Source organism: Bradyrhizobium sp. Ghvi (genome assembly GCF_900115265.1).
Taxonomy (GTDB): Bacteria; Pseudomonadota; Alphaproteobacteria; order Rhizobiales; family Xanthobacteraceae; genus Bradyrhizobium.
In genome coordinates this window covers 645,603-669,434 of record NZ_FOVU01000005.1, presented here as the reverse complement: position 1 = coordinate 669,434, position 23,832 = coordinate 645,603, and the positions used below count along the sequence as shown (strand labels likewise).

Here is a 23,832-nt window from a genome sequence, read left to right as displayed (position 1 = left end):
GCTACCGGCTTGACCTGGGTCAAACGTCCACGCGACATAGCGCCATCACTCCTATTTCCGTCGACTTTGACGGCCATAACAGGGCTGATATCTTCCCGGCGTGGCTCGATGAGCCTTGCGGTCAGCCGTCAAACCAGGGCTATTGAAGGATGCCGATGAAACGCGCCACGCTGCTTGCGCTCAGCCTGATGTTTGTCGGCGCATCGTCCCAGGACGGCGCGAGAGCGCAGAATTCGGCCGCGCCGCCGGTTTCGCTCACCCCGCCGAATGCATCGCCGCCGCGGGCGGGCGCCAACACCGCCAAGTCCACGAGGCGGCCGGGCTTGGGAACGAACGACAGCCGCGCATCGGCGACGTCCCGCGGAGAGCCTCCGCTGCCTGTGATCGGCGAGCCTGCGGCATTGCCCAACCCAGCGGCCGATTACGATGGTTTCAGTGCTGGCACCGACGACAACGACGCACCCAGCCAGGTGACGCCGCCCGTGAGGTCACGCGCAGCGACGGGCTCCAATCGGGATATGAATAGCCTCGACGCGCAGTCATCGATTGATCAGGAAGACGAAGCGTTGAAGCGCAAGCTGACGATCTGCAGGAACTGCAAATAGGAAGATTGATGGTTCGCTGCATGGCTGACCTACCGCAGCGCTTGCCACCTCCGCTTTACGCTCCCCGCTTTTCCTGATCCTCTCTCCCCAATCGGCCGGATCAACCGGCCTGCCTCAGGGAGAGAGACGCCATGAAGCTCGGCACCGCCATTGCGGAAATCATGCGGCGCGAGGGGATCGAGATCCTCTGCGGTTATCCCGTCAATCATCTGATCGAACATGCGGCAAAGGCCGAGATCCGTCCCGTGATGGTGCGGCAGGAGCGCGTCGGCGTGCACATGGCGGATGCGATCTCGCGTGTGACCTCGGGGCACACGATCGGCGCATTCTGCATGCAGCATGGGCCCGGCGCGGAGAACGCGATGGGCGGCGTCGCGCAATGCTTTGGCGAATCCGTTCCAGTGCTGGTGTTGCCGATGGGCTATCAGCGCCGGCTGGCGCATATCGAACCGAACTTCAGATCCAGCGAGGCGATGAAGCCGTTTTCGAAATCCTCGGAGCCGATCATCCTGGCCGCCGAGGTTACCAACATCTTCCGCCGCGCCTTCACCAAGCTCAAGAACGGACGCGGTGGGCCGGTGATCGTCGAAATTCCCGCCGACATGTGGAACGAGGAAGTGCCGGAACCGCTGAACTACACGCCGGTGCTGCGCACCCGCTATGGCGCGGATCCCGTCCATGTGAAGGAAGCAGCCGCCCTGCTCGTCAACGCCAAGCGGCCGGTGATCTATGCGGGTCAGGGCGTGCATTACGCGCAGGCATGGCCGCAGCTGAAACGGCTTGCGGAACGGCTGGCCATCCCTGTCACCACCAGTCTCGGCGGCAAATCGTCGTTTCCGGAGACGCATCCGCTCTCGCTCGGCTCCGGCGGCCTCGCGGTGCCGCGGGCAGTGCCGAAATTCCTCGGCGAGGCCGATATCATCTTCGGCATCGGCTGTTCCTTCACCGAGACGAGCTTCGGCATCGCGATGCCGAAGGGCAAGACCATCATCCACTCCACGCTCGATCCGAGCCATCTCAACAAGGATGTCGAGGCAAAAATCGGCCTCGTCGGCGACGCCGGGCTCGTGCTCGATGCCCTGCTGGAGGAGATCAATAAGACGGTCACCACGGATCGAGATGCGTCGGCCGTTGCGGCCGAGATCGCGGCCTCGCACAAGGAATGGCTGGCGAAATGGATGCCCAAACTCACCAGCAATGATGTGCCGCTTAGCCCCTACCGCGTGCTTTGGGATCTCCAGCACACCGTCGACATCGACAATACCATCATCACCCATGATGCCGGCAGCCCGCGCGACCAGCTCTCGCCATTCTGGAAAGCTGTGACGCCCCTCTCCTATCTCGGCTGGGGCAAGACGACGCAGCTCGGCTACGGCCTTGGCCTTGCAATGGGCGCCAAGCTGGCAAAACCCGACAAGCTCTGCATCAATGTCTGGGGCGATGCGGCGATCGGATTCACCGGCATGGATTTCGAGACCGCGGTGCGCGAGCGCATCCCGATCATGTCGATCCTCTTGAATAACTTCTCCATGGCGATCGAGTTGAAGGTCATGCCGATCTCGACCGAGAAATATCGCTCGACCGACATTTCCGGCGACTACGCCGCGATGGCGCGCGCCTTCGGCGGTTATGGCGAGCGGGTGACCAAACCGGAGGACATCATCCCCGCGATCAAGCGCGGCATCCAGAAGACAAGGGAAGGCGTGCCGGTGCTGCTCGAGTTCATCACCGGCAAGGAGACCGAGGTGTCGCGACCGGGGACGTGAGGCGACCGCAGCGCCGAGGGCGCTGGCTCCAACTGCAGGAGATGTGGTATCCGGCTCTCGTGCCGCGCATGCAGTGGCATCGAGCCGGATTGCGAATGACCATCCCGTCTAACGACATCGCCGAGATCGACGAGCTCAAGCGGCAAGTGCAGTTGGCCGCGGCCGAAAATGCCCGGCTGCGCGATCGGCAAAATGCCAGCGCCGAAATCTTGCGCACCATCGCAGCGTCCCCGTCGGATGCCCGGCCCGTGTTCGCGGCGATCGCATCGAGCTCGAAACGTCTCCTTGGCGGTTTCTCCGCCACTGTGCTCCAGTTCATCGGCGACGAGCTGCATCTGGTCGCGTTTACGCCGACCAGCCCGGAAGCCGACGAAGGGCTGAAGGCGTCGTTCCCGCGGCGGATCGAGGATTTTCCAACTTTCGCGCTGGTTCGCGGCGGCGAGACGATCCAGTTTCCCGATGCCGAGGCTGAGGACGTCCCGGAGCTGAACCGCAACCTTGCACGGCTGCGCGGCTTTCGCAGCGTGCTGTTCATGCCGCTGATGAATCGTGGCGCGGCGGTCGGCATGATCAGCGTCACGCGCATTCAACCCGGTGCGTTCACGCCGGATCTCGTGGAGTTGCTCCAGACCTTTGCCGATCAGGCCGTGATCGCGATCGAGAACGCCCGGCTCTTCAACGAGACGCGCGAGACGCTGGAACGCCAGACCGCTACCGCCGACATCTTAAGGGTGATGGCGGCCTCGCCCTCTGACGTGCAGCCGGTGTTCGACGCCGTCGCCGCCAATGCCAACCGGCTGATCGGTGGCTTCTCCACTGCGGTGCTGCGCTATATCGACGGCGAAGCGCATCTGGCGGCCTTCACGCCGGGCGATCCCGAGGGCGACCGCGTGCTGAAAGCATCGTTCCCGGTACCGTTCGCGCAATTCCCGGCCTACCAGCTCACGGCCAATGGTCGACAGGCGCAGCTGCCCGATACCGAACTCGAGCCGGCCGCACGCGACATCGCGCGCGCCCGTGGATTTCGCAGCATGCTGTTCACGCCGCTGATGAGCGAAGGCAAGGCCAAAGGCGTCATCATCGCCACGCGGCGCACGGCCGGCACATTCGCCGAGCATCACGTGCGGCTGTTGCAAACCTTCGCCGACCAGGCGGTGATCGCGGTCAAGAATGTCAGCCTGTTCAACCAGGTTCAGGCCCGCACCATCGAGCTCGCCAAATCTCTCGATGACTTGCGCGCGGCGCAGGACCGGCTGATCCAGACCGAGAAGCTGGCCTCGCTCGGCCAGCTCACCGCCGGCATCGCACACGAGATCAAGAACCCGCTCAACTTCGTCAACAATTTCGCCGCGCTGTCGACTGAGCTGGCGGACGAACTGAACGAGGTGCTTGCGCCGGTTTCACTTGCGGGCGAGGTTCGCAGCGAGGTCGACGAGCTGACTGGGATGCTGAAGGACAATCTTCAAAAGGTCGTGCAGCACGGCAAGCGCGCCGATTCGATCGTCAAGAACATGCTGCTGCATTCCCGCGAAGGCGGCGGCGAGTATCGGTTGAGCGACATCAACGCGCTGCTCGAGGAGAGCCTCAACCTCGCCTATCACGGCGCGCGCGCCGAGCAGCCGCAGTTCGACGTCACCTTGAAACGCTCGTTCGATCCGGCGGCAGGCTCCGCCGAACTGTTCCCGCAGGAGATCACGCGGGTGCTGCTGAACCTCGTCTCGAACGGGTTCTATGCGGCGGCAAAGCGCAAGGCGGAAAGCGGCGCGGGCACGTTCGAGCCGACCTTAACAGCCACGACCCGCGACCGCGGCGACAGCGTCGAGATCCGCATCCGCGACAACGGCACCGGCATTCCGGACGATGTGAAGGCGAAGATGTTCAATCCGTTCTTCACCACCAAGCCGGCCGGCGAAGGCACCGGCCTCGGGCTGTCAATGAGCCACGACATCGTGGTGAAGCAGCACGGCGGCACGATCGAGGTCGCGACGGAGCCCGGCCAGTTCACGGAATTCACGATTGTGCTGCCGCGAAAAAGCAGCTTCGCGGACGGCAGCGGCTAGCCGACCCTATTCCGCCATCTCGACGGCCTGCGTGGCGGAGGGACCGGCCAGCGGCCGCTCCTCCATCAGCATCAGGCAGAGCGAAGCTGTGGTCATCAGCGCCGTCGCGGCGGCGAAGACATAACGGAAGGCATGCCGCATGTCCTCCACAGGGATCGCGGGGATGCCGCCAGCGGCATGATGTTCGCCCGCCAGCGGAATGTCGGCGCCGAGCGCGATCAGCAAGATGGCGGCGAACGCAGCGACCGTGAACGAGGACATCAGCGCACGGAAGAAATTCATCGCGCCCGTGATGGTGCCGACCTGCGGACGTGCCACCGAATTCTGCAGCGAGACCACGCAAACCGGGAAGGTCGTGCCAAGCCCGAGCGCAAACGCGGCCATCAGCGTCAAGAGGCCCCAGAGCGGCAGCGTCGTGACCGTGAGCCCGAGGCCGCAGATCGCTGCCCATGAGGTGCCGATGATGGCGACCCGCTTGTAATGTTTGGCACGCGCCATGGTGCGTCCGGCGATCGCGGCACCGCAGGTCGAAACCGCCGCGAGCGGAATCAACGCAAGCCCCGCCTCGCTGGCGCTGAGGTGATAGACGGACTCGTAATAGAGCGGCAGCTGCACCGTGAGGCCGGTGATGGCGCCGAGCCCGCAGCCGCCGGCGGTCAGTGCGAACGGCGCGACGGATCCGCCGAGCAGCGGGAGCGGCAGGAACGGTTCATCAGCGCGGCGCGCGTGCCAGATGAAGGTGAGCGCGAGCGCGACCGCGCCGCCCACCATCGACAGCACGGTCGGCGAGAGCCAGGGATAGCGCGTGCCGCCCCAGGTCAGCACCAGCATGAAGACGACGGCGGAGGCCATCAGCAGCACGCCGCCGATCCAGTCGACCTTGCGCTTGCGGTGGAACACCGGGATCTTCTTCATCTTCGGCAGCAGCAGCGCGAGCGCCGCAGCTGCGAGCGGCAGGTTGATCCAGAAGATCATCGACCAGTGCAGATGCTCGGCGAACACGCCGCCGATGACGGGACCGAGGATGCCGCCGACCATCCAAACGCTGGAAAAATAGGCCTGGTACTGGCCGCGCTCGCGCGGGGAGACGACGTCGGAGATCACGGTCTGAACGACAGGCATGATGCCGCCGCCGCCAAGCCCCTGAAGGCCGCGCGCCAAGATCAGCATCGGCATGCTCGGCGCGATCGCGCACAGGATCGAGCCGGCAATGAACAGGCTGAGCGAGGTGATGAGCATGGCCTTGCGGCCGTAGATGTCGCTCAGGGTCCCGAACACCGGCGCAACCGCAGTCGAGGCGAGCAGATAGGAGGTGATGACCCAGGACAGGTTGGAGACGTCCTGGAACTGGCGGCCGATGGTCGGCAGTGCGGTGGCGACGATGGTCTGGTCGAGGGCGGCCAGGAACATCGTCAGCATCAGGCTCATGACGATGGTGCGGACCTCGTCCGAGGTCAGCGGCGCCGGCGGCGAGATCGAGGGCGAGTCGCTGACGCTCATGACCTCGCCCGGAAGGCGGCGGGTCAGTTCCTCGGCGAGATCGTCGGGCAATGTCTGGATGTCGGCAGACTGGCTGCTCTGCCGTATGAACTTATTCATCTCGGGCTGTCGGATCGTATTGCGGTGCAAAGCCGCGAGGGATTCGTGCTATGAAGCCAATCTAGACAGCAAAGTTCTTCTCGGGCAGGCACCGCGGCGCATGGGTGCATCCCGCACTGCGGTCATCCCGAACAAGTGATCTCAAATGGCTGGCGGATCAGGCCTTGATCAATCCTCGGGGCGTCGCTTCAGGCGTGCCCGTTTGGGGAGCTGCCCCGGCCATTGCACGAGGTTGTTCTCGAGCTCCTCGTCGGGGATCTCCTCTTCCGTACCGGCAACCCGGCCGCGCACGGAGACGCCGGCCTCGTGCACCGTGTTGGGATCGCCCGAGACAAGCGGGTGCCACCAATAGAGATCGCGCCCTTCCGCGACCAGCTTGTAGCCGCAGCTCGGCGGCAGCCATTTCAGGACGCGGACGCTCTCGGGGGTCATGACAACGCAGTCCGGAACGTGGTCGAAGCGATTCGTGTAGTCCTTGCAGCCCGCCGTGCAGGAATCGAGCATCTTGCAGCTGACATCGGTGAAATAGATCTCGCCGGTATCCTCATCCTCGAGCTTGCTCAGGCAGCAGCGGCCGCAGCCGTCGCACAGGCTCTCCCATTCGGCCGGCGACATGTCCTCCATCTTCTTGGTTTTCCAGAAGAATCCATCCTGATCTGAAGGTCGTTTGCGAGCTGCGGTCATGCGACTGATATTGATCCAAAGAGCTGCGGCCTGCACCATCTAGGGGGCGCAGGCGCAAAGCTGCAAGCAACGCGCCCAAAAGGCCCGTAATGAACCGGGGTTCAATTAGGCCTGTTGTTCAAAATTGCGAGCGTGACCATTGGTTTATAGGCCCTGCTCGGCTAGAAGAACAGCAAGTCCCCTGAGGTCCGCGAAACGGGCGCCTTGGGTTTGCCGCAACAATCCCGCAAGACGTCTCGATGCCGCCCCGGCCGGGTGCTTGAACGCTTTCGAACCGAGCCTCAAGGGTTCTAGGTGGTCCAGAACACGCCATCCAACTGGAAGAGCAGAGTCAGGAACTTCTTCCTGGACCTCGATGCACGCATCGACTCCTCGCTGTTCTCCTCGGCCAAGGGCATTCGCGAGCTTTACGAGCGCTACTCGACCTTCATGGACCGCTTCTATGTCGGCCGGTGGAAGCGCTGGGTGTTCATTGAGCCGCTGTCGGAGGCCGCCACCATCGGCCTCGGCGGCATGTTGCTGATGCTGATCCTCGCCATCCCCGCCTTCCGCGAGACCGCGGACGAGGACTGGCTGAAGAAGTCCGACCTCGCGGTGACGTTCCTCGACCGCTACGGCAACCCGATCGGCAGCCGCGGCATCAAGCACAATGACTCGATCCCGCTGGAAGATTTCCCTGATGTGCTGATCAAGGCGACGCTTGCGACCGAAGACCGCCGGTTCTACGACCATTTCGGCATCGACATCGCAGGCACCGCCCGCGCGCTCGTCACCAACGCCCAGGCCGGCGGCGTCCGCCAGGGCGGCTCTTCGATCACCCAGCAGCTCGCCAAGAACCTGTTCCTGAGCAACGAGCGCACCATCGAGCGCAAGATCAACGAGGCCTTTCTCGCGGTCTGGCTGGAATGGCGCCTGACCAAGAACGAGATCCTGAAGCTCTATCTCGACCGCGCCTATATGGGCGGCGGCACCTTCGGCGTCGACGGCGCGGCGCATTTCTACTTCAACAAGTCGGCGCGCGACGTCAATCTCGCCGAGGCCGCGATGCTTGCCGGCTTGTTCAAGGCGCCGACGAAATACGCCCCGCACATCAACCTGCCCGCCGCGCGCGCCCGCGCCAACGTCGTGCTCGACAATCTCGTCGATGCCGGCTTCATGACCGAGGGCCAGGTGTTCGGCGCCCGGCGCAACCCGGCCTTCGCGGTCGACCGCCGCGACGAGGCTTCGCCGAACTATTATCTCGACTACGCCTTCGACGAGATGCGCAAGCTCGTCGACACCTTCCCGAAATCCTACACCGAGCGCGTCTTCGTCGTTCGCCTCGCGATCGATACCAACGTGCAGAAGGCAGCCGAAGACGCCATCGAGAACCAGCTCCGCCAGTTCGGCCGCGACTATCACGCGACGCAGGCCGCAACCGTCGTCGCCGATCTCGACGGCGGCATCCGCGCCATGGTCGGCGGCCGCGATTACGGCGCGAGCCAGTTCAACCGCGCCACCGACGCCTATCGCCAGCCCGGCTCCTCGTTCAAGCCTTACGTCTACACCACGGCGCTGTTGAACGGCTTCACGCCGAACTCGGTCGTGGTCGACGGCCCGGTCTGCATCGGCAATTGGTGTCCGCAGAACTATGGCCATTCCTATTCCGGCTCGGTGACGCTGACGCAGGCGATCACGCGCTCGATCAACGTCGTGCCGGTGAAGCTGTCGATCGCGATCGGCCAGAAAGAGCAACCGAAGGCGCCGAACCCGGCCAAGATCGGTCGCGCCAAGATCGTCGAGGTCGCCCGCCGCTTCGGCATCAAGGCGCCCCTGCCCGACACGCCATCGCTGCCGATCGGCTCCGATGAAGTCACCGTGCTCGAGCATGCGGTCGCCTACGCCACGTTCCCGAACCGCGGCAAGGCCGTGACGCCGCATGCCGTCCTCGAAGTGCGAACCGGCGCGGGCGATCTGGTCTGGCGCTGGGACCGCGACGGCCCGAAGCCAAGGCAGGCGATTCCTGCGAACATCGCCGCCGACATGGCCGGCATGATGAGTCACGTCGTCAGCGAGGGCACCGCGCGGCGCGCAGCGCTCGACGGCATTCCGACCGCGGGCAAGACCGGTACGACGAATGCGTATCGCGACGCCTGGTTCGTCGGCTACACCGGCAACTTCACCTGCGCGGTCTGGTACGGCAACGACGACTACTCGCCGACCAACCGCATGACCGGCGGCTCGCTGCCGGCGCAGACCTGGCACGACATCATGGTCGCCGCGCATCAGGGCGTCGAAGTCCGGGAAATTCCCGGCGTCGGCATGGGCCAGAAGCTGCCGCGCGAGCAGATCGCCAACGCACAGGCCAATGCGGCGCCGAAGGTGCTGGAGACCAAACCCGGTCCGCCGCCGGTGCTGACCAAGCGCGGCGCCGACATCCTGGTCCGCGTCGAGAAGCTGCTCGACGACGCCGCCAGGACAGCGAACAAATCGGCTTCCGACGACAGCAAGCCGGCCAGGCCCGCATCGTCGACGAGCGCGCTCGCCTTCCCGCAGAACTATGCGGAAGAGAACGCAAACGCATCCGCCCCGCGCAAGAACTGATCGAGACCCGTGCGGCTGATCCTGATCACATTAACGGCCCTCCTGCTCGCGACCGTGGTCGGCGTCGGCGCCACCTGGATGACGACGACGCGCGGCACCGAAATCGGCGCGCTGACGATCGGCGCCTGGACCGCGCGTCCGCGCACCGGCACCGCCGACGTCGATCCCTATTCACGCGCCACCATCGTGCGCAACGGCGAGCTGCCGATCGGAACCGGCGACGGCGTCGCCTTCACCGCGACCACCGACGACAAGAAGAAGGCGCTCGACGGCCGCTGCGACGTCGTCGTGTCAGGCGTGACGCCGCCGGCACGGTTCTGGACGCTGACGCTATACGACCGCCAGGGACACCTCGTCGCCAACTCGCTCCAGCGCTACGGCTTCACCAGCCAGGAGGTCGTGCGCGCCTCCGACGGTTCGTTCGAGATCCACATCGCCGCGCGCTCGCGGGCCGGCAACTGGCTGCCGACCGGCGGCATCGAGCGCTATGCGCTGATGTTCCGTCTCTACGACACGCCGGTCGGAGTTGCGACGCGCACCCAGCGCGATGCGCCGATGCCCAGCATCTCCACTGTGGGTTGCTCATGATCCGTCTGGCGTTCACCATCCTTGCCGGTGTGGTGCTGGGCCTCGTGGTCCATCTCGTCAGCGTGCTGGCGCTGCCGCGGATCGCAACGCAAGATGCCTATTCGCGACTGACGCCGATGACCAAGCTCAACGGCGTGACGCAGCTGCCGCTGGCTGATCCGCAGACCTCGCCGATGCCGTTCATGGATCCGGCCTTTGCGCTCGCGATCTGCCGCTATGACCTGTCGGGCGGCCCGATCAAGCTGACCGTGCCGGTGAGCCAGGCCTATACCTCGGTGTCGTTCTACACCCGCAACGAGATCGCCTATTACGCCATCAACGACCGCTCGGCCGGCAAGAAGGTGATCGAGCTCGACTTGATGACGGAAGCGCAGCACAACGCGCTGCCCGAGGACGAAGAGGTCACCGCGGCCGACCGCCTGATCATCGACTCGCCCAGCACCACCGGCCTGATCGTGATGAAGGCGCTGGCCGCCGAACCCGGCCTGATGCCGCAGGCGCAAGCAACGCTTCAAGCCGCGACCTGCGCGCCGCAGACCGAGGCGCCGGCCAAGGCCGAGGCACCGCGCGGGCGGCGCTGAGGCGCGGGCGTTGAGCCCCACGCGTACCAAAAGCTGAAAACAACCCCATGCACAGTAGCAGAGGTGTTGAAACTATTGGCTAATCCAGACGACCGATCGACACCAGCGCGACGGCGGCAACAAGACCGCTTTGAACGCCTTTGACACGTCGGGCAAAACACTGGCAGAATGGCATCATCGAGAGTTTGTCAGACCCGTGCGGAAAAATCCGTCGCGGGTCTTTTTCATGCCTGGATGGAGGTGTCAAAATGAGATGATCGGCATTGCGCCCGCGGCTAGTCAAGTCGTCGGGCCAAAGTTCACCGCCATAAACTCAAGCTGGCGGAATCACGTCCGCAATCGGGTAGGAGCGCCGGACAGAATGCTCGATCCCTCGCCGTCGCCCGTCCGACTTCAAACGTCAATTATACATGTCGTACTCGTGCAACGAAATCCGGGTCTCACGTATGAGATTCGCAAGCGCCGCGGTGAAGACTCCGACTGCAGCAATGAACAGCACGGCCACACCGTACTCGTGCCGCAGCTGATAGAATGCGCTGACGAAGGCCACCATGACCAACAGGCACGTCAATATCGCGCTAGTCCCCGCGAAGAGAATTGCCTTGTTCAACAGTTGGGCACGGCGCTTCAACCGAGGAATGTCTTCCTTCAGACGCGCCCTGGTCTCATCGCCAGTCGATATAGAATTGAGCAGTTGTATGCGGTCGACGACCCGGTTCATGCGCGAAACGAGCAGTGAGACGAATCCAGCAACTGCTCCGAGGAGGAACGATGGCGCGGTGACCTGAACAATCACCTGCGAAAGTTGCTCGACGGACGGGGTGTCTGGAAACGGCATCGATCCCTCCCATGATCGTCGGTGCAAACGCGTAGAAGCCTCAAATCGACTGCGCAATCATCGAACTCCTAGTGAGCCCGAGCGGCGCGAACCGCCCGGGCTGGGGTGCATGAACTAGGTGCCGGCTACTTTCTGAACGGCTGGCGGCGACCAGCTTCCGTTGATGATCGACGGCGATTTCTCGTTCGGCCAGTACATTCGCAACATCAAGACGAACTTGCCGGCTGGTGCCGGTAGCCAGTTCGCTTCCTTGTCAGCTCCAGGCGAGTCTTTTTGAATGTAAAGATCCACGGAACCGTCGGCATTGGGCTTGAGGCTCTGGCGGGCACTGATCGAGTAGCGGTTGATGGGATTCGCCACGAAGAAATAGTTCTCATCGTACATCGTGAGGGACCAGAAGCCGCCAACGGGCGGAAGTTGTCCCTTCGGGAAGCGGAGGACATACTTGTTGCTGCCGACGTAAGCCCTGCCGTCGGCGTCCTTCTGGGATGTCGGATAGCAAGCGTCCTGAATGCGGTTAGCGCCAAGACCAATGGCCGTGACGAAGGCGCGATTGAGATACTCGGTGCCGTAGATGCCGGTTTCGGTGTCGAACATCCAGCCGTTGACGTTCTTGACCGCTTTGTTGACCTTGAACTGCAGCATGATCCGATCGAACGCGACCTGCGGAATGCGCTTGGAGAATGCGGCGTCGAGCTTGCTAGCGTCGAAATCCTTGCCGGGCACCAGCCCGATCTTCGCGAACTTCGCCACGTCCGCTGCATCAGCCGGCGCGGGTGGATTGCGCTTCATCAGCTGAGCAAGAAGCGTGAAATAGGCGACGGGATCCATACGGTTCACCTGATCGCGCACTGCCGTCTTCATGTCGATCGAAGGATCGACCTTGCCTGCTGGCGGCGCGAACGTCTTGCCGTAGGAGCTCAACGGCACGAGCTTGAACTCATCCTGCACAGCATGAACGGCCGCATAGTCTTCGGGTGTGCCCGTGCAATAGATGCGCCCCAGAATCCAGACGATGCTGGTCGGCGACTTGTACTCCTTGACACCTGACGGAAGCGTCCCTTTCCAGCCTGGGCCGGTGATTGCGTAGGTCTGAGCCTTGGTGCCCGTGGTTCGCTTTCCGGGGACCTGGAAGACGTTCGTCCAGCCATCGAGCATCGGAAACAGGAAATAGCGGTCCTTCATGTCGGGCATGCTCAGGACCCACGGCTCGTCTCCAACGTCGAGCCACGCCGTGGTGTACAGCGTATCGGCATTCGGCGCCGTGACGTCCCTGAAGCTGGCGTCGGGATAGGAGCGGAGCTTGATGAATTGCCCCAGCGGGCCTCGCGTGCCCTCGACCGCGGAGACGTTCGTGATCACCCGGCGAGTCAGTTCCATCGTCACGAGCGGATAGCCATAAACATAGGCATCGGTGGCGAGCCAGAACTCCTCACCCCCCTCGATCGCGCGAAGCAACGGCCCTTCATAGTCGGCGCGGCTCGACGATAGGGCGACAGCGGAAAACGCCGTGCCCAAAGCAGTCATAAGATGGCGGCGTGTGAAATGCATGAGCTTGCTCCGGTGTTTTGATCGTAGCTAAGGCATGAGAGATTCAGACCTGGTGTCCCCGCGCGAAGTTTTCATTCGTTGTAAGGCGTGCGCTCACCTGGCGCGCAGCTGCCCACCTGCAGTGAAACCTTGTGAAACATGCCGCGCGTTGATGCACATCAACGTCACGGCACGTCGTGTCCTCCGTGTGCTCGGTCGAAAATGCGTTTGTGGGACGCTCGTATGAACTTTCGTTCTGGTGCCTACGCACCGCTTCAGCTGATCGTCCCGAAAAAAGTGCCAACATGGCGCGAATGCCACGAAGCGGCGAGGATCTCGCTGATCTCTGGGCGCAAGTTGTTGAATGTACTTGTTCGCCCGCACTCAGCCCGGAATCCGCGAGGGCGCTGCCAGCTATTGAATGGTATTCGCTTGCCGCACGGACGTTGATCCAGGTCAACGCCTAAGTCGTCGTGCGATGTCTCGCTGCTTCCGAACTTAGGAGTTTTTCAAGGTCAAGCAAAAGGAGGCTGTTATGCGACGTGATAGAAAATGGTTGCTTGCCGCTGCCGTACTTGCGTTTGCAGCAACAGGTTCGGTGCAGTGGTCGTCAGACGACGGCCCTTCATTTTCCGTCCAGAGCGCACAGGCCCGCGTCGGACGGCCGGCCACTCCTGCGAGTGTCGCTGGCGTCGCGCGCCGAACAACGCGCCGGGCCGTAGTCGGCGGAGCGGCCGTAGGGGCAGCAGCGGCCGGGGCCGCTGTCGCGGCACCTGCCTGCGTCCGCGTGCTTGTCAACGGCGCGTGGGTGTGCCGTTAAGAAACCTCTTGCTCGGCCTCACTGTTTCCGCAGCAGGACGTTTCCCGCGTGCAACGTAGCGAAGCATCAGCAAATCGTTGCGAGCGCAGCGAAGATTTTGGATCGCTCCGCTGCGCTCGCAATGCCGAGAAGGTAATATTCTGAAGAGATGCAGCAACTCCCCTCCCCCGCAGCACTGAATCTTCGTCGCCTCTAGCTCCGTAAAATTCTAACGCTCCTCGGTCGGATGCACCCATCTGTAGGGCGTGATGCTCCGCGTTGCGATCAGCTTGATCATGCAGACCGACGGACCTTCCAAGCCTCGCTCGCTCGACTTTGACACTTCGGGCAAAACACCGGCAGAATGGCAACGTCGAACGTTCGTAACATCCGCGCGGAGAAACTCCGCCGCGGGGTTTTTCATGTTGGAGCAGACGTCGAGCACTCCTGCAACTACTTGACGGCGCCGCCGGTGATGCCGGCGATGAAGCGATCGAGGAATAGATTGTAGGCAATAGCCACAGGTATGGCGGCGATCAATGCGCCGGCCATGATCTCGCCCCAGAAGAATACGTCGCCGCGAATCAAGTCGGTCGATACGCCCAGCGTGATCGGCTTTTGGTCGGATGACGAAACGAAGGTCAGAGCGTAGACGAACTCCTGTAAGGTCAAGGTGAACGTGAAGATCACCACCGTGAGGATCGCCGGTACCGACAGCGGGACTGCCATCTTGATGAAGGCGCCGAACAAACTGCAGCCGTCGACGATTGCAGCTTCCTCGATCTCGACCGGTAGTGCCTTGAAGAATCCCATCAGCAACCACGAGCAGAACGGGATCGTGAAGGTCGGATAAACCAGGACCAGCGACCACATCGAGTTTTGCAGACCGAGTTCAGCGATGATCCGCGACAGCGGCAGGAATAGCAGGGTCGGCGGCACGAGGTATGTCAGGAAGATGAAGATTCCGAGAGCTTCGCCCCTCCGGCTGGTCATGCGAGCAAGGCTATAGCCAGCCGGCACCGCGGTTAGCAGCGTGATGGCTGTAACGCAGAGACCTATGATGAGTGAATTCAACAGCCACCGCGTGAACAGGGTCTGCGAGAACAGGTACTTGATGTGGTCCAACGTCGGCGGCTCATTGAACCAGAACGGAGTGTTGGCGATGTTATAGAGGTCGCTGTTCTGTTTGAACGCCGTGATCACCATCCAATAGAACGGAAACGCGGCCAGGATGACAAAGAACGCTATGCCAAGGAAAAATCCGGTCTCGCGGGCCGAGCGGGCAACAAAGCGGGACATGTCAGATCTCCCGACGACGAATGAAGCGCAGCATGAAGACCACCACGACGAGCAGCACCGGCAGCATGAACAGCGATATGGCAGCGCCGTGCGCCACGTCCCCGGATACGATGCCGGTCTGAAAGCCGGCAAATCCGAGCACCGAAGTCGCGCCGCCGGGCCCCCCCATCGTCAGCAAGAAGACGATGGAAAGGTCGGTGAACGTGAAGACGATGCCGAAGATCAGGCCGATAGCCATGATCGGCAGGATCATCGGCAGGATGATCTGGTAGTTGCGACGCCAGAAGCCCGCACCATCAACCGTGGCGGCGTCAATGACGTCCTGCGGAACGGCGGTGATGCCGGCCAGGAAGATCACGATGGCGAAGGGAAAGAAACGCCAGGCATTGATGATGACGATGCACAGCATCGCGAGGTGGGGATTGCCGAGCCAGTTCGGTGCTTGTTCACGCGTGAGGATGCCGGACGCAATCAGCGTCCAGTTGATCACGCTGTACAACGAATCGAACATCCATTGCCAGGCGATCGTAGCCAGCGCGACCGGCACCGCAAACGGCAGGATGATCAGCGCCCGCACGATCTTGCGGCCGCGGAACGGCCGCAACAACAAGAAGGCTCCGAATTTTCCGAGCACGAGGCCCAGCAGTTGCGAGCCGAACGTAAAAACAAAGGTGTTGCGCAGGGTATCGAAGAAAGTCGGATCTTGCAGAATCTGCTCGAAGTTCGCCAAGCCAACAAATTTCCAGGTCGGATTGTATATCGTATAGGCGCTGAGTGAGTAGTAGATCGCGAGCAGGAGCGGCAAGCCAACCAGAAGGAGAACATACAGTATCGCCGGTGCGACCAACACGGCTTCGAACACCCCGCGACGGTCGAAGATGAAGTGAAAGCGTGAAACCGGCTTGGCAACAGGTTCCGCGATGACGGCCATACAAGTCCCCCCGCCTCAATTGCGCGTGCGATGACGGCCGCTGCTATCGAAATGACGTAGCGCGCTGTTCTTCACCGCAAACTCGTGCCACTCGCCGGGGCGAATGCTGTCTTCAGCTACGTGGGCGGGGGGCAACTTGGCCGTGATCGGCTGCTTTGACTCGTAGCCATCAATCACGCCGTACACGATACGCTCGGACCCTAGGTATTCGGAACGATCGACGCGAAACGAGAATTCAGTCGCCGCGTCATCCTCGATCATACGCCTGGGCAGTAAATTTTCCGGCCGGAATCCGAGATAGCCGCCGCCATTGCGAGTAACGATATTCATTGGAGGTGCGCCGACGAAGGTGGCGACGAACAGGTCAGCGGGATTCTGGTAGATCTCGGTCGGAGTTCCCACCTGCCGGACCCGCCCATGGTCGATGACTGCGATACGGTCTCCCATGCCCATCGCTTCAACCTGATCATGGGTCACATGGATGGTGGTGAGATGAACCCGCTGCTGAAAATTCTTGATTTCCTGACGGGCCGAGGTGCGCAGCTTGGCGTCGAGATTGGACAGCGGTTCGTCGAGCAAGAGCGCCGTCGGTTCGCGAACGAGTGCGCGCGCCAGTGCCACACGCTGCCGCTCGCCGCCGGATAGCTGCCGCGGCCGCCGATCGAGAAGGTGATCGATACCAAGCAATTGCGATGCCCACTCGACCTTCTTCTTGATTTCATCGCGCGACACTCGTTGCGTACGCAACGGAAAGGCAATGTTGTTGCGTACCGTATAGTGCGGATAGAGCCCATAGCTCTGGAACATCATCGCCACGCCGCGGGCGCGTGGCGGGATGTCGTTGACGACGTTGCCGCCGATCAGGAGATCGCCGCTCGTCTGTTGCTCGAGACCGCAAATGATGCGCAGAAAAGTCGTCTTGCCACACCCCGAGGGGCCGAGCAGAACCATGAACTCGCCGTCCGGCACGTTGAGCGAAATGCCATTGACAGCGGCGACGTCGGCGAATGTCTTGACGATGTTTCTGGTTAAAACTGCTGCCATCAAACCTCCCGGAACCGATGCGCGGCGCGGCATCAGGTTTTCCCGTGCCACTTCGTGAAGATCGCCTCGGACTGTTGATGCGCCCACTTGACCGAGTCCTCGGCGGACATTTGGCCCGTCGCAGCCTTGGACATCATGTCGCAGATGACGAAGTCGTTGTAGACTTCGTCGACCGCGGGCCAGGATGGACCGGGATATCCCGGAGATGCCGACCACTGCTCGGAATCCTGCAGCACCGACAGTTTGTCAGCCGGGCTCGAGGTCGGATCGTTCGAGAGAATTGGCATCGGCTTCGGCACAAGGTTCGCAAAGCACGGATTGTTGTAGCCCTCGCTCGCTTTGAATGCCTCTGGCCAGTGATCAGCGTAATATTTGAGGAATTCGATTGCACCTTCCTGATTCCTGGCGAATTTCCAGACGCCGTAAAACTCGGAGGCGCCGCCCATGATCTGGCGTACCGGTCCCTTCGGCGGAGCCATCACGAAGGTGTCGTCAGCGCCTTTTTTGTTTGCCTTCTGGAACGTCCGATAGGCAGAGATCGGATTGACGATCATCGAGCCGATACCCGAAACAAGATAGCGGTTGTTGCTGGAGTCGTCCCACGACAGGACTTCCGACGTCATCGCCTCCTTGTAGAGCGCGGTGACGAACTTGACGGCCTCGACCGTCTCCTTGCTGTTGAGCACGACGCTCTTGCCTTCGGCATCTTGCAGCGCACCTCCAAAGCTCCACAGCAGGCCACGCCAAGTCGTGTTCGGGTCATTGCTGTGCCCGAGTGAGATTCCGACCGGATGGCCCTTGGCTTTCAGCTTGGCTCCGCCGCTGCGCACGTCGTCCCAGGTGTCCGGCTTCATGCCGATCTCGTCCCACATGCTCTTCCGATACATGGCGGGAAAGTTGATGTAGAAATCGGGAAACGCAGACCAGGTCCTGTCGTCCTGGTTGTAGCCGATCTGTCGGCCGATCGTGCTGACTTTGCCGTACTTCTTTTCAGTCGCTTCGACGAGGCTCGTCACGTCCACCAGGAATTTCCGGTAGAGATGTGCTCCGCCCGCGCCGTTCCAGCCGAACAGATCGTGACCTGATTGGGCCGAGGCTTCGGCAGCCGCACGCGCGGCGACGTTGCCGACCGGGATATGGTCGACGCTGACGCTGATGTTGTTTTTCGTACCCCAGTCCTTTGCGAACTGATCGAACCATTTGTCGTACTCCGGCACAAAATGGCTCCATTGCACAATGGAGAGCGACTTGGTGTCCGCGAGAGCTTTGGAGATGAATGGCGCGGTCACGGAGGTCGCCGAGGCGGCAGCAATGGAGAGACCGGCTTGCTCGAGGAAACGGCGTCGCGTGACGCGCAGGGATCTACCCATGCCCATCTTCAATCCTCCTCTGGATGTCGCCAGTTGGAGAAGGCTCATCCAGATGAGGGATCAGTCTGGCTCCGTCCTGGATCTCTTTGTTTCGAAATAACTAAAGCTTTCAGGCTCTGATTGCCGTTCTACTAAAGCCGGTCACTCGGTACGCTGCCGTACGGAGATCGGCAGCCGCCAAGTCGAACAAGGATTTGGAAGATGTTCGAATGATTGTGTCAGATGCAGCAAAGACAGCTGCGGATCAGTCCGATGTCAGCGGAAATGCAATGCTGATGCAAGCCGCCGCGGTTCAGGTATCCGTATTCCGATGCAATGATCCGATAGCATTCACAGGTTCGACGTTCGAGTGCTGCGCGATCGCACACATTGATCCCGCCGCGCTGCCTGACCAGTCCACCTGTCTGTTCCAGCTCGGCCAGCGTGGTCGTGATGCTGGCTCGCCGCACGCCCAGGATGACCGACAGCATGTCATGCGTGACGGGAATGATGTGGTCGTCCAGCCGGTCCACCGCAAGCAGCAACCAGCGGCTTAGCCTTTCTTCGAGGCCGTGGCGGGCGCTGCAAAGGTTTGTCTGGGCGTTCTGCACCAGCAGCGCATGGATATAGTTGAACAGCTGTTGCTGGACGTCGGGGCAACGTTGCGCGATCCTTTGCAGGTCGGAGACGGCGATGCGCAATCCATAGCCGGGGACCAACATGAGGCATCGGTTGGGGGACCGCTGTATGCCGAGCACGGCCGCCACACCGACGAAACCCAGCCGCCCAACCATCGAGATCTCCACCGGGCCGTCGTGCTGCGTCCGCATCAATATCGATGCAACGCCGCGCTCGATGAAGTAGATGTACTCAATCGGATAGTGATAGTCCTGAAGAACCGCGTGGCGCTTGAGCGCGATCGGCTCAAGGAAAGGGCGAAGTCGCTCGAAGGAAGGTGGCGCAAGTCCGGCCAGCAGGCGGTTCTGGACCGAAACCGTCTGCTCGCGGTTGGTGCTGCTCAGCGCACGATCAGGCGCTATCCCATGGCGCGCCTCCGAAACGTTCCGATCCCACCTTCTCAACCGGCTTTCGAATGTCTCCACTCCAAGCTACTCTTTCTTCGATCCGGAGTCACGGCCACGGCTCGGGCGGGCTTCTTCCGTGCCGCCCCGCGAGGCTTGGGCGGGCGGCCTACTTCGCCGCGATCTCTTCCCACTTCAGCCGCGCAAAACACCCTTAAACGTTGCACTGTCCCGAAATAGAACCTCGCGCATCTCCAAACCTGGTTCGGCGGCGCACAGTGCCGCCATCGAGAACCGAGAGGTTGAAGGGCCCGCGCGAGATGTCGCCGGTGGCCCCTGAATTTTCAGGACATTGCCAAAAATCGATGGCGCCGCCGGATTCGATAGATGGATGCCGGCGGAATGTTCATTGCCGTTCGTCCATCCGGAGCACGCGCGCTCTTGGGACACGCTCGTGCAACGACGGGATGATCGTTCCCGCCTTCGTCGACGCTTCGAGGCGCAAGGCGCTTCTCTCGCAATGAATAGACGTTACATTCGCGCCATCATTCGTGACTCGCTTTCCACGACTACTGCGTGTATGTAGTGCGCGCCGCTCGGGAAGCGGCGGGGGCTCGGGCCGCACATGTACGACGAGACGTCACCGCGCTACGCGGGCTGGCGGGTGGTGCTTGCATGTTTCCTGCTGGCGCTATCGATCTTCGGCTTTGCACTGTACGCGCAGGGCATTTACCTGATCGAGCTGGAGCGTCTGAACGGCTGGCCGCCCCCGCTGATCTCGGGCGCCAGCACGCTGTCGCTCTTGATCGGCAACGTCGTCGTCATCTTCACCGACGAGATCGTGGGGCAGCTCGGCCTGAAGCGCTTGGCGCTGGCAGGGATTGCGTGCCTTGCCACCTCCATGGTGCTGCTCCCCTTCGCGGCCGCACCGTGGACCCTGTACGCGGCATTCGCGTTGATGTCGCTCGGCTGGGTCGGCATGGGCACCGTCATCATTCCGGCGGTGATCGGCGCCTGGTTCGTGCGGCGCCGAGGTCTTGCAATTAGCCTAGCCTTCCTCGGTGCGAGCTCCGGCGGCATCATCGTGACGCCATTGCTGATGGTTCTGGTGAGCCACCTTGGATTTCAGACCGCAATGGTGGCCGCGAGCGCAGTCCTCCTGATCGTTCTGCTTCCGGCCACGTTCGCCTGGATCGGCCCGCCGCCGAATGTGAGCGCGACGGCCGCGAGCGCTGACCAATCTTCGCCGGCGCCTGGCACTGGTATCTCCCGTGGCGAGATAGTGCGCCGGCCGGCGTTTTGGACAATCGCGATTCCCTTTGCGCTCGGGATCATCGCGCAGGTCGGCTTCATCGTGCATCAGATCGCGATACTTGAGCCGAAGATCGGGGCTCTTAAGGCGGGGCTCGCGGTCAGTGTAATGACCTTGATGGCGATCGTCGGACGGGTCTCGCTCAGCGTCGTCGCAGACCTCCTCGACCCGCGGCTTGTTGCCGCCATTTCGCTGGTGAGCCAGTCCGTGGCGGTGTTCACCATCCACCTGAGCGACAACGTCCATCTCGTGCTGCTTGCTTCTGGAGTGTTCGGCTTTTCGATCGGAAACCTCATCACACTGCCGCCGCTGATCATCCATCGCGAGTTCGAAGTCCAAAACTTCACAGTGGTGATGGGGCTGTTCACCTCGATCAGCGGCACGGTCGGCGCTTTCGGTCCCGGATTGATCGGTCTCATCCGCGGCTGGAGAGGCGATTACGGCGCTGCGCTGCTGTTGACCATTGCGCTGGAAGTGATCGCCGCGGCGATCGTGCTCGCGCGTGCCGCAAACCCAGGAGTGGCCAAGGAGCTCGATTGTGCGCGAAGGTAAGCCATGCCATTTTAACGAGATCGCGTAGCTGCGGCGTTACTGCATTGTTGGTCCCTGGAAACGAGCGGACAATGGCTGGCCAGCAATCCAGCGCGCGGACGCTTACCTTTTCCCGATCTCCTCCAACCGGCCCCGGAGATCGCGGGTTTATGCGTCGGCGTGTTGCCGAGCCTCCGCTCTTCAGCCGCTCTCGAGATGACCGGACATCGCGTTTGATGAGTAGATGCTCCAGATCAAGTCGATCCTTGGCGCGCCTCGATCGGCAAATTCTAGCGCTCCTCGGTCGGATGCACCCATTTGTACGGCGTGATGCTCCGCGTGGCGGTCAGCTTGATCATGTGGACCGGCGGCGCGGACCGTCCCTTCCGGCATGACCGGCACTTCAGCGAAGCCTCCAGCTTCCAGATCGGCGTGTCGCGGGGACGACGGATCGCATCGAGCGGCAGGCTCGCGCGCGACTTGCACCTGACGCACTCGACCTCGAGCCAGCAGAGGCCGCCGTTGAGACATTGCGCGATCGTCGGCGACGGTTGCGCGGGACCGCCGTAACCTTCCATGCGCACCGACCACGCTTCGGCTTCGGCCCGGTCGGCCTCGCGCACGGCCTTCTTGGCCTCTTCACGGGCGTGCTTGGCGGAAATCTCCGCGCCCATGATGCGGCCGCTCCAGATGACCTCGCGCGACTTGGTGCTCATGCCGGGATTAAAAACGACACGCGAGCACGTTTTGCAAGATATCGATGGCTAGTAGGCTGGATCCGCGACTCGCTACTGCGTGTCGTGGGTGTGGACAAGTGATGCTGTGGAAATCCGCAGACGTGCGCGCGGCGGTGCTTCCAGCTCACACAAAACCGCCCTCGGCGCAGGCCAAGGGCGGTTTCCAAATCAAACCGGATTAGTGACCGGTGCCCGGCTTGGTGGTTTTCGGCGGCTTGCCGTCTTCCATGCGGCCTTCGTTGCGAAGATCACGCCCCTCCTGGGCTTTGCGCTGGCTCTTGGCATCCTTGCCGTGCTCGTTCATCTCTTCCTTGATATAGCCGGCGCCTTCCTTGATCTTGCCTTCAACACTCATGATGTCCTCCTTGCATATGAGAGGTAACGCGCCGGCGAAGCTCCCGTTCCGGCGCCGGAAGTCGTAGCGGGCCAAGCGGAACCGACGGATTTTTCCTGCGTTACGGGACAAATGAGCCAGGTACGACGAAGAGTCCGGCAGGAGAAGACGTTGAGCGAAAGGCTCGCTGACGCTGCGCGTGAAGCGCGCGAGCAGGCGCAGCTCCTCCCGGACGGGCAATTGCGAGACATTCTCCTGGAAAAAGCTCGCCAGTACGAAGCGCAAATTCCGCTCAATGCTTTCTTGGGACAGCGATGATCAATCCGAATTGCCGTCGGAAAGAAAAGAGGCCGCCAACGGGGACGGCCTCTCATGTCGCGAACGCGTTTAAAGGGATGAGATCAGAGCGGCGGGTGGCCGGGCCCCGACCCCGGACCGAATGGGCCGCGCAAATCGCCCAGGCCCTGCAAGGCACCATAGATCACGCCGCCGACCCACTCGGCGGCGCCCTTGATGGCGCCGCCGATGGCGCGGAAGGCGTCGCCGAGCCAGTTGCCGCCGACAATCATTTCAAGCTCCGCATCCGTCAGTTCGATGACGCCGGACTTTTCATGTTCCAGATTCAGCATGGTGGTCGCTCCTGTTCAGATTGTGTGTCAGAGATGTTGTGACGTTTGGTGCTCAGCCGTGAAAGATGCCGCCGGGCAGCCAGGGGTTTGGACCCATCGGCTGATGGGTGGTGATCTTTCCATTCACAATCCAGGGACCGATGCAGCCGCCATCATCGATGAAGCCACCGCACACGGCATCCAGTTCACACTCGTCCAGCTCTTTGTGCTTCCGATTGCTATGCTCAGTCATGTGTGTCTCCCGCTTCTCCTAGGAGGGGCCTCCCCCTCTCATCCGGTGGTCGCAGGTGTACCGTGAGCCGTTCGCTTCGACTGTGATACGGGTCACGCAGGCAAACGAACGGCTCTTTGTTCGACGGGGGCGGCGCGCCGCAGGCATCAACGAGGGCTCGCTTGGCCCTCGTACATGAAGGTCATGGGCTTCAGCCCGTTCATATATCCGGTGCGCATCTCGTCGATGCGAAAGCCGTTCCGGATCAGGATATCCGCAATATCCCGATTGAGGTGACAACCGCCGGAGATGCGCCTCCAGGCGGGCGTCAGGCGATCCTGCCACCAGCGCACGTGCGGTTCGGGCGCGCGACCATGCTCGACGAAGACCAGCTTTCCTCCCGGCTTCAGCACACGCCGCGCTTCCGTCATCGCGCGATCCACGTCCGGAATGCTGCACATGGTCCAGGTCGTCAGGACGGTGTCGATGCTGCGGTCCTCGATCGGATTCGCCTCGGCTGACGCTTCGACAAGCTCAACCGGAGTTTCCGGATGCGGTGCATGTCGCGCCATCTCGAGAAGCTTTGGACCGGGTTCAAGCCCCACAACCTGCTTCACCGTCGCGCCATAGAACGGCAGATTGCGCCCGGATCCGATGCCGATCTCAAGGACACGGCCCTGAGCCGAGCGGGTCGCGCGTTGCCGGTACGGCGCAAGTTCCTTGTTGCGCATCGCAAGATCGCAAAGCCGTGGCAGAATGACGTCGTTGTAGAAGCCCATGCGCATCTCCGACGATCGTGC

General features: G+C 62.1%; 21 protein-coding genes. 7 read left to right on the top strand and 14 right to left on the bottom strand.

Annotation, left to right across the window (positions count from 1 at the left end):
- The first annotated feature begins 155 nt into the window (after positions 1 to 155).
- The 3 genes from BM374_RS22345 (at position 156) to BM374_RS22335 (ending at position 4,431) form a co-directional block, all read left to right on the top strand.
- On the top strand, positions 156 to 605 hold the full coding sequence (locus BM374_RS22345) for a hypothetical protein (protein WP_092297004.1): 450 nt from the start codon (positions 156 to 158) through the stop codon (positions 603 to 605).
- A 131-nt stretch (positions 606 to 736) separates the two neighbouring features.
- Complete coding sequence (locus BM374_RS22340; RefSeq protein WP_092296526.1) at positions 737 to 2,371, top strand: thiamine pyrophosphate-requiring protein; 1,635 nt, start codon at positions 737 to 739, stop codon at positions 2,369 to 2,371.
- A 95-nt stretch (positions 2,372 to 2,466) separates the two neighbouring features.
- Positions 2,467 to 4,431 (top strand): GAF domain-containing sensor histidine kinase, encoded by a 1,965-nt coding sequence (locus BM374_RS22335; RefSeq protein WP_177248456.1) that lies wholly within the window; start codon positions 2,467 to 2,469, stop codon positions 4,429 to 4,431.
- Positions 4,432 to 4,437: 6 nt separating this feature from the next.
- On the opposite strand, the gene BM374_RS22330 is transcribed toward BM374_RS22335, so the two are convergent.
- Positions 4,438 to 6,030, bottom strand: a complete 1,593-nt coding sequence (locus BM374_RS22330; protein ID WP_092296998.1) for an MDR family MFS transporter — start codon at positions 6,028 to 6,030, stop codon at positions 4,438 to 4,440.
- Between the two features lie 168 nt (positions 6,031 to 6,198).
- Complete coding sequence (locus BM374_RS22325) at positions 6,199 to 6,714, bottom strand: YcgN family cysteine cluster protein (protein ID WP_092296995.1); 516 nt, start codon at positions 6,712 to 6,714, stop codon at positions 6,199 to 6,201.
- Positions 6,715 to 7,008: 294 nt separating this feature from the next.
- On the opposite strand from BM374_RS22325, the gene BM374_RS22320 reads away from it, so the two are divergent.
- The 3 genes from BM374_RS22320 to BM374_RS22310 are packed head-to-tail and all read left to right on the top strand — an operon-like array spanning position 7,009 to position 10,466.
- Positions 7,009 to 9,297, top strand: coding sequence for a transglycosylase domain-containing protein (locus tag BM374_RS22320; RefSeq protein ID WP_092296523.1), 2,289 nt, complete (start codon positions 7,009 to 7,011; stop codon positions 9,295 to 9,297).
- Positions 9,298 to 9,306: 9 nt separating this feature from the next.
- Positions 9,307 to 9,885, top strand: a complete 579-nt coding sequence (locus BM374_RS22315; protein WP_092296520.1) for a DUF1214 domain-containing protein — start codon at positions 9,307 to 9,309, stop codon at positions 9,883 to 9,885.
- On the top strand, positions 9,882 to 10,466 hold the full coding sequence (locus BM374_RS22310) for a DUF1254 domain-containing protein (RefSeq protein WP_092296517.1): 585 nt from the start codon (positions 9,882 to 9,884) through the stop codon (positions 10,464 to 10,466). The genes BM374_RS22315 and BM374_RS22310 overlap by 4 nt, the downstream gene beginning before the upstream one ends.
- Before the next feature lie 400 nt (positions 10,467 to 10,866).
- On the opposite strand, the gene BM374_RS22305 is transcribed toward BM374_RS22310, so the two are convergent.
- The 7 genes from BM374_RS22305 to BM374_RS22265 all read right to left on the bottom strand — a co-directional run bounded on the left by BM374_RS22305 (position 10,867) and on the right by BM374_RS22265 (position 19,359).
- Entirely contained in the window at positions 10,867 to 11,304 is a 438-nt protein-coding gene (locus BM374_RS22305) for a DUF2721 domain-containing protein (protein ID WP_092296514.1), read from the bottom strand.
- Between the two features lie 114 nt (positions 11,305 to 11,418).
- Positions 11,419 to 12,855, bottom strand: a complete 1,437-nt coding sequence (locus BM374_RS22300; protein WP_092296511.1) for a DUF1254 domain-containing protein — start codon at positions 12,853 to 12,855, stop codon at positions 11,419 to 11,421.
- A gap of 1,231 nt (positions 12,856 to 14,086) precedes the next feature.
- Complete coding sequence (locus tag BM374_RS22285; RefSeq protein ID WP_092296505.1) at positions 14,087 to 14,932, bottom strand: carbohydrate ABC transporter permease; 846 nt, start codon at positions 14,930 to 14,932, stop codon at positions 14,087 to 14,089.
- Between the two features lies 1 nt (position 14,933).
- Complete coding sequence (locus BM374_RS22280) at positions 14,934 to 15,863, bottom strand: carbohydrate ABC transporter permease (protein WP_092296501.1); 930 nt, start codon at positions 15,861 to 15,863, stop codon at positions 14,934 to 14,936.
- 15 nt (positions 15,864 to 15,878) lie between these two features.
- A complete protein-coding gene (locus BM374_RS22275; protein WP_244552661.1) occupies positions 15,879 to 16,940 on the bottom strand; it encodes an ABC transporter ATP-binding protein in 1,062 nt (353 codons plus the stop codon).
- The gene (locus BM374_RS22270) at positions 16,940 to 18,277 is read right to left on the bottom strand and encodes an extracellular solute-binding protein (RefSeq protein WP_177248455.1); all 1,338 of its coding nucleotides are present in this window, start codon (positions 18,275 to 18,277) and stop codon (positions 16,940 to 16,942) included. The genes BM374_RS22275 and BM374_RS22270 overlap by 1 nt, the downstream gene beginning before the upstream one ends.
- A gap of 218 nt (positions 18,278 to 18,495) precedes the next feature.
- Complete coding sequence (locus BM374_RS22265; RefSeq protein ID WP_092296494.1) at positions 18,496 to 19,359, bottom strand: Crp/Fnr family transcriptional regulator; 864 nt, start codon at positions 19,357 to 19,359, stop codon at positions 18,496 to 18,498.
- Positions 19,360 to 19,903: 544 nt separating this feature from the next.
- Here BM374_RS22265 and BM374_RS22260 point away from each other — a divergent pair.
- Complete coding sequence (locus BM374_RS22260; RefSeq protein ID WP_092296491.1) at positions 19,904 to 21,142, top strand: MFS transporter; 1,239 nt, start codon at positions 19,904 to 19,906, stop codon at positions 21,140 to 21,142.
- Between the two features lie 269 nt (positions 21,143 to 21,411).
- Here BM374_RS22260 and BM374_RS22255 read toward each other — a convergent pair whose 3' ends face one another.
- The 5 genes from BM374_RS22255 to BM374_RS22230 all read right to left on the bottom strand — a co-directional run bounded on the left by BM374_RS22255 (position 21,412) and on the right by BM374_RS22230 (position 23,811).
- Positions 21,412 to 21,837 (bottom strand): hypothetical protein, encoded by a 426-nt coding sequence (locus BM374_RS22255; protein ID WP_092296488.1) that lies wholly within the window; start codon positions 21,835 to 21,837, stop codon positions 21,412 to 21,414.
- 199 nt (positions 21,838 to 22,036) lie between these two features.
- Positions 22,037 to 22,477 carry a hypothetical protein gene (locus tag BM374_RS38675; RefSeq protein ID WP_177248415.1) on the bottom strand — a complete coding sequence of 147 codons (441 nt, stop codon included), beginning with the start codon at positions 22,475 to 22,477 and terminating at the stop codon, positions 22,037 to 22,039.
- 116 nt (positions 22,478 to 22,593) lie between these two features.
- Complete coding sequence (locus BM374_RS22240; RefSeq protein ID WP_092296479.1) at positions 22,594 to 22,821, bottom strand: hypothetical protein; 228 nt, start codon at positions 22,819 to 22,821, stop codon at positions 22,594 to 22,596.
- Positions 22,822 to 22,873: 52 nt separating this feature from the next.
- On the bottom strand, positions 22,874 to 23,053 hold the full coding sequence (locus BM374_RS22235; RefSeq protein ID WP_092296476.1) for a hypothetical protein: 180 nt from the start codon (positions 23,051 to 23,053) through the stop codon (positions 22,874 to 22,876).
- Between the two features lie 146 nt (positions 23,054 to 23,199).
- Positions 23,200 to 23,811 (bottom strand): class I SAM-dependent methyltransferase, encoded by a 612-nt coding sequence (locus BM374_RS22230; RefSeq protein WP_092296990.1) that lies wholly within the window; start codon positions 23,809 to 23,811, stop codon positions 23,200 to 23,202.
- Positions 23,812 to 23,832: the final 21 nt, after the last annotated feature.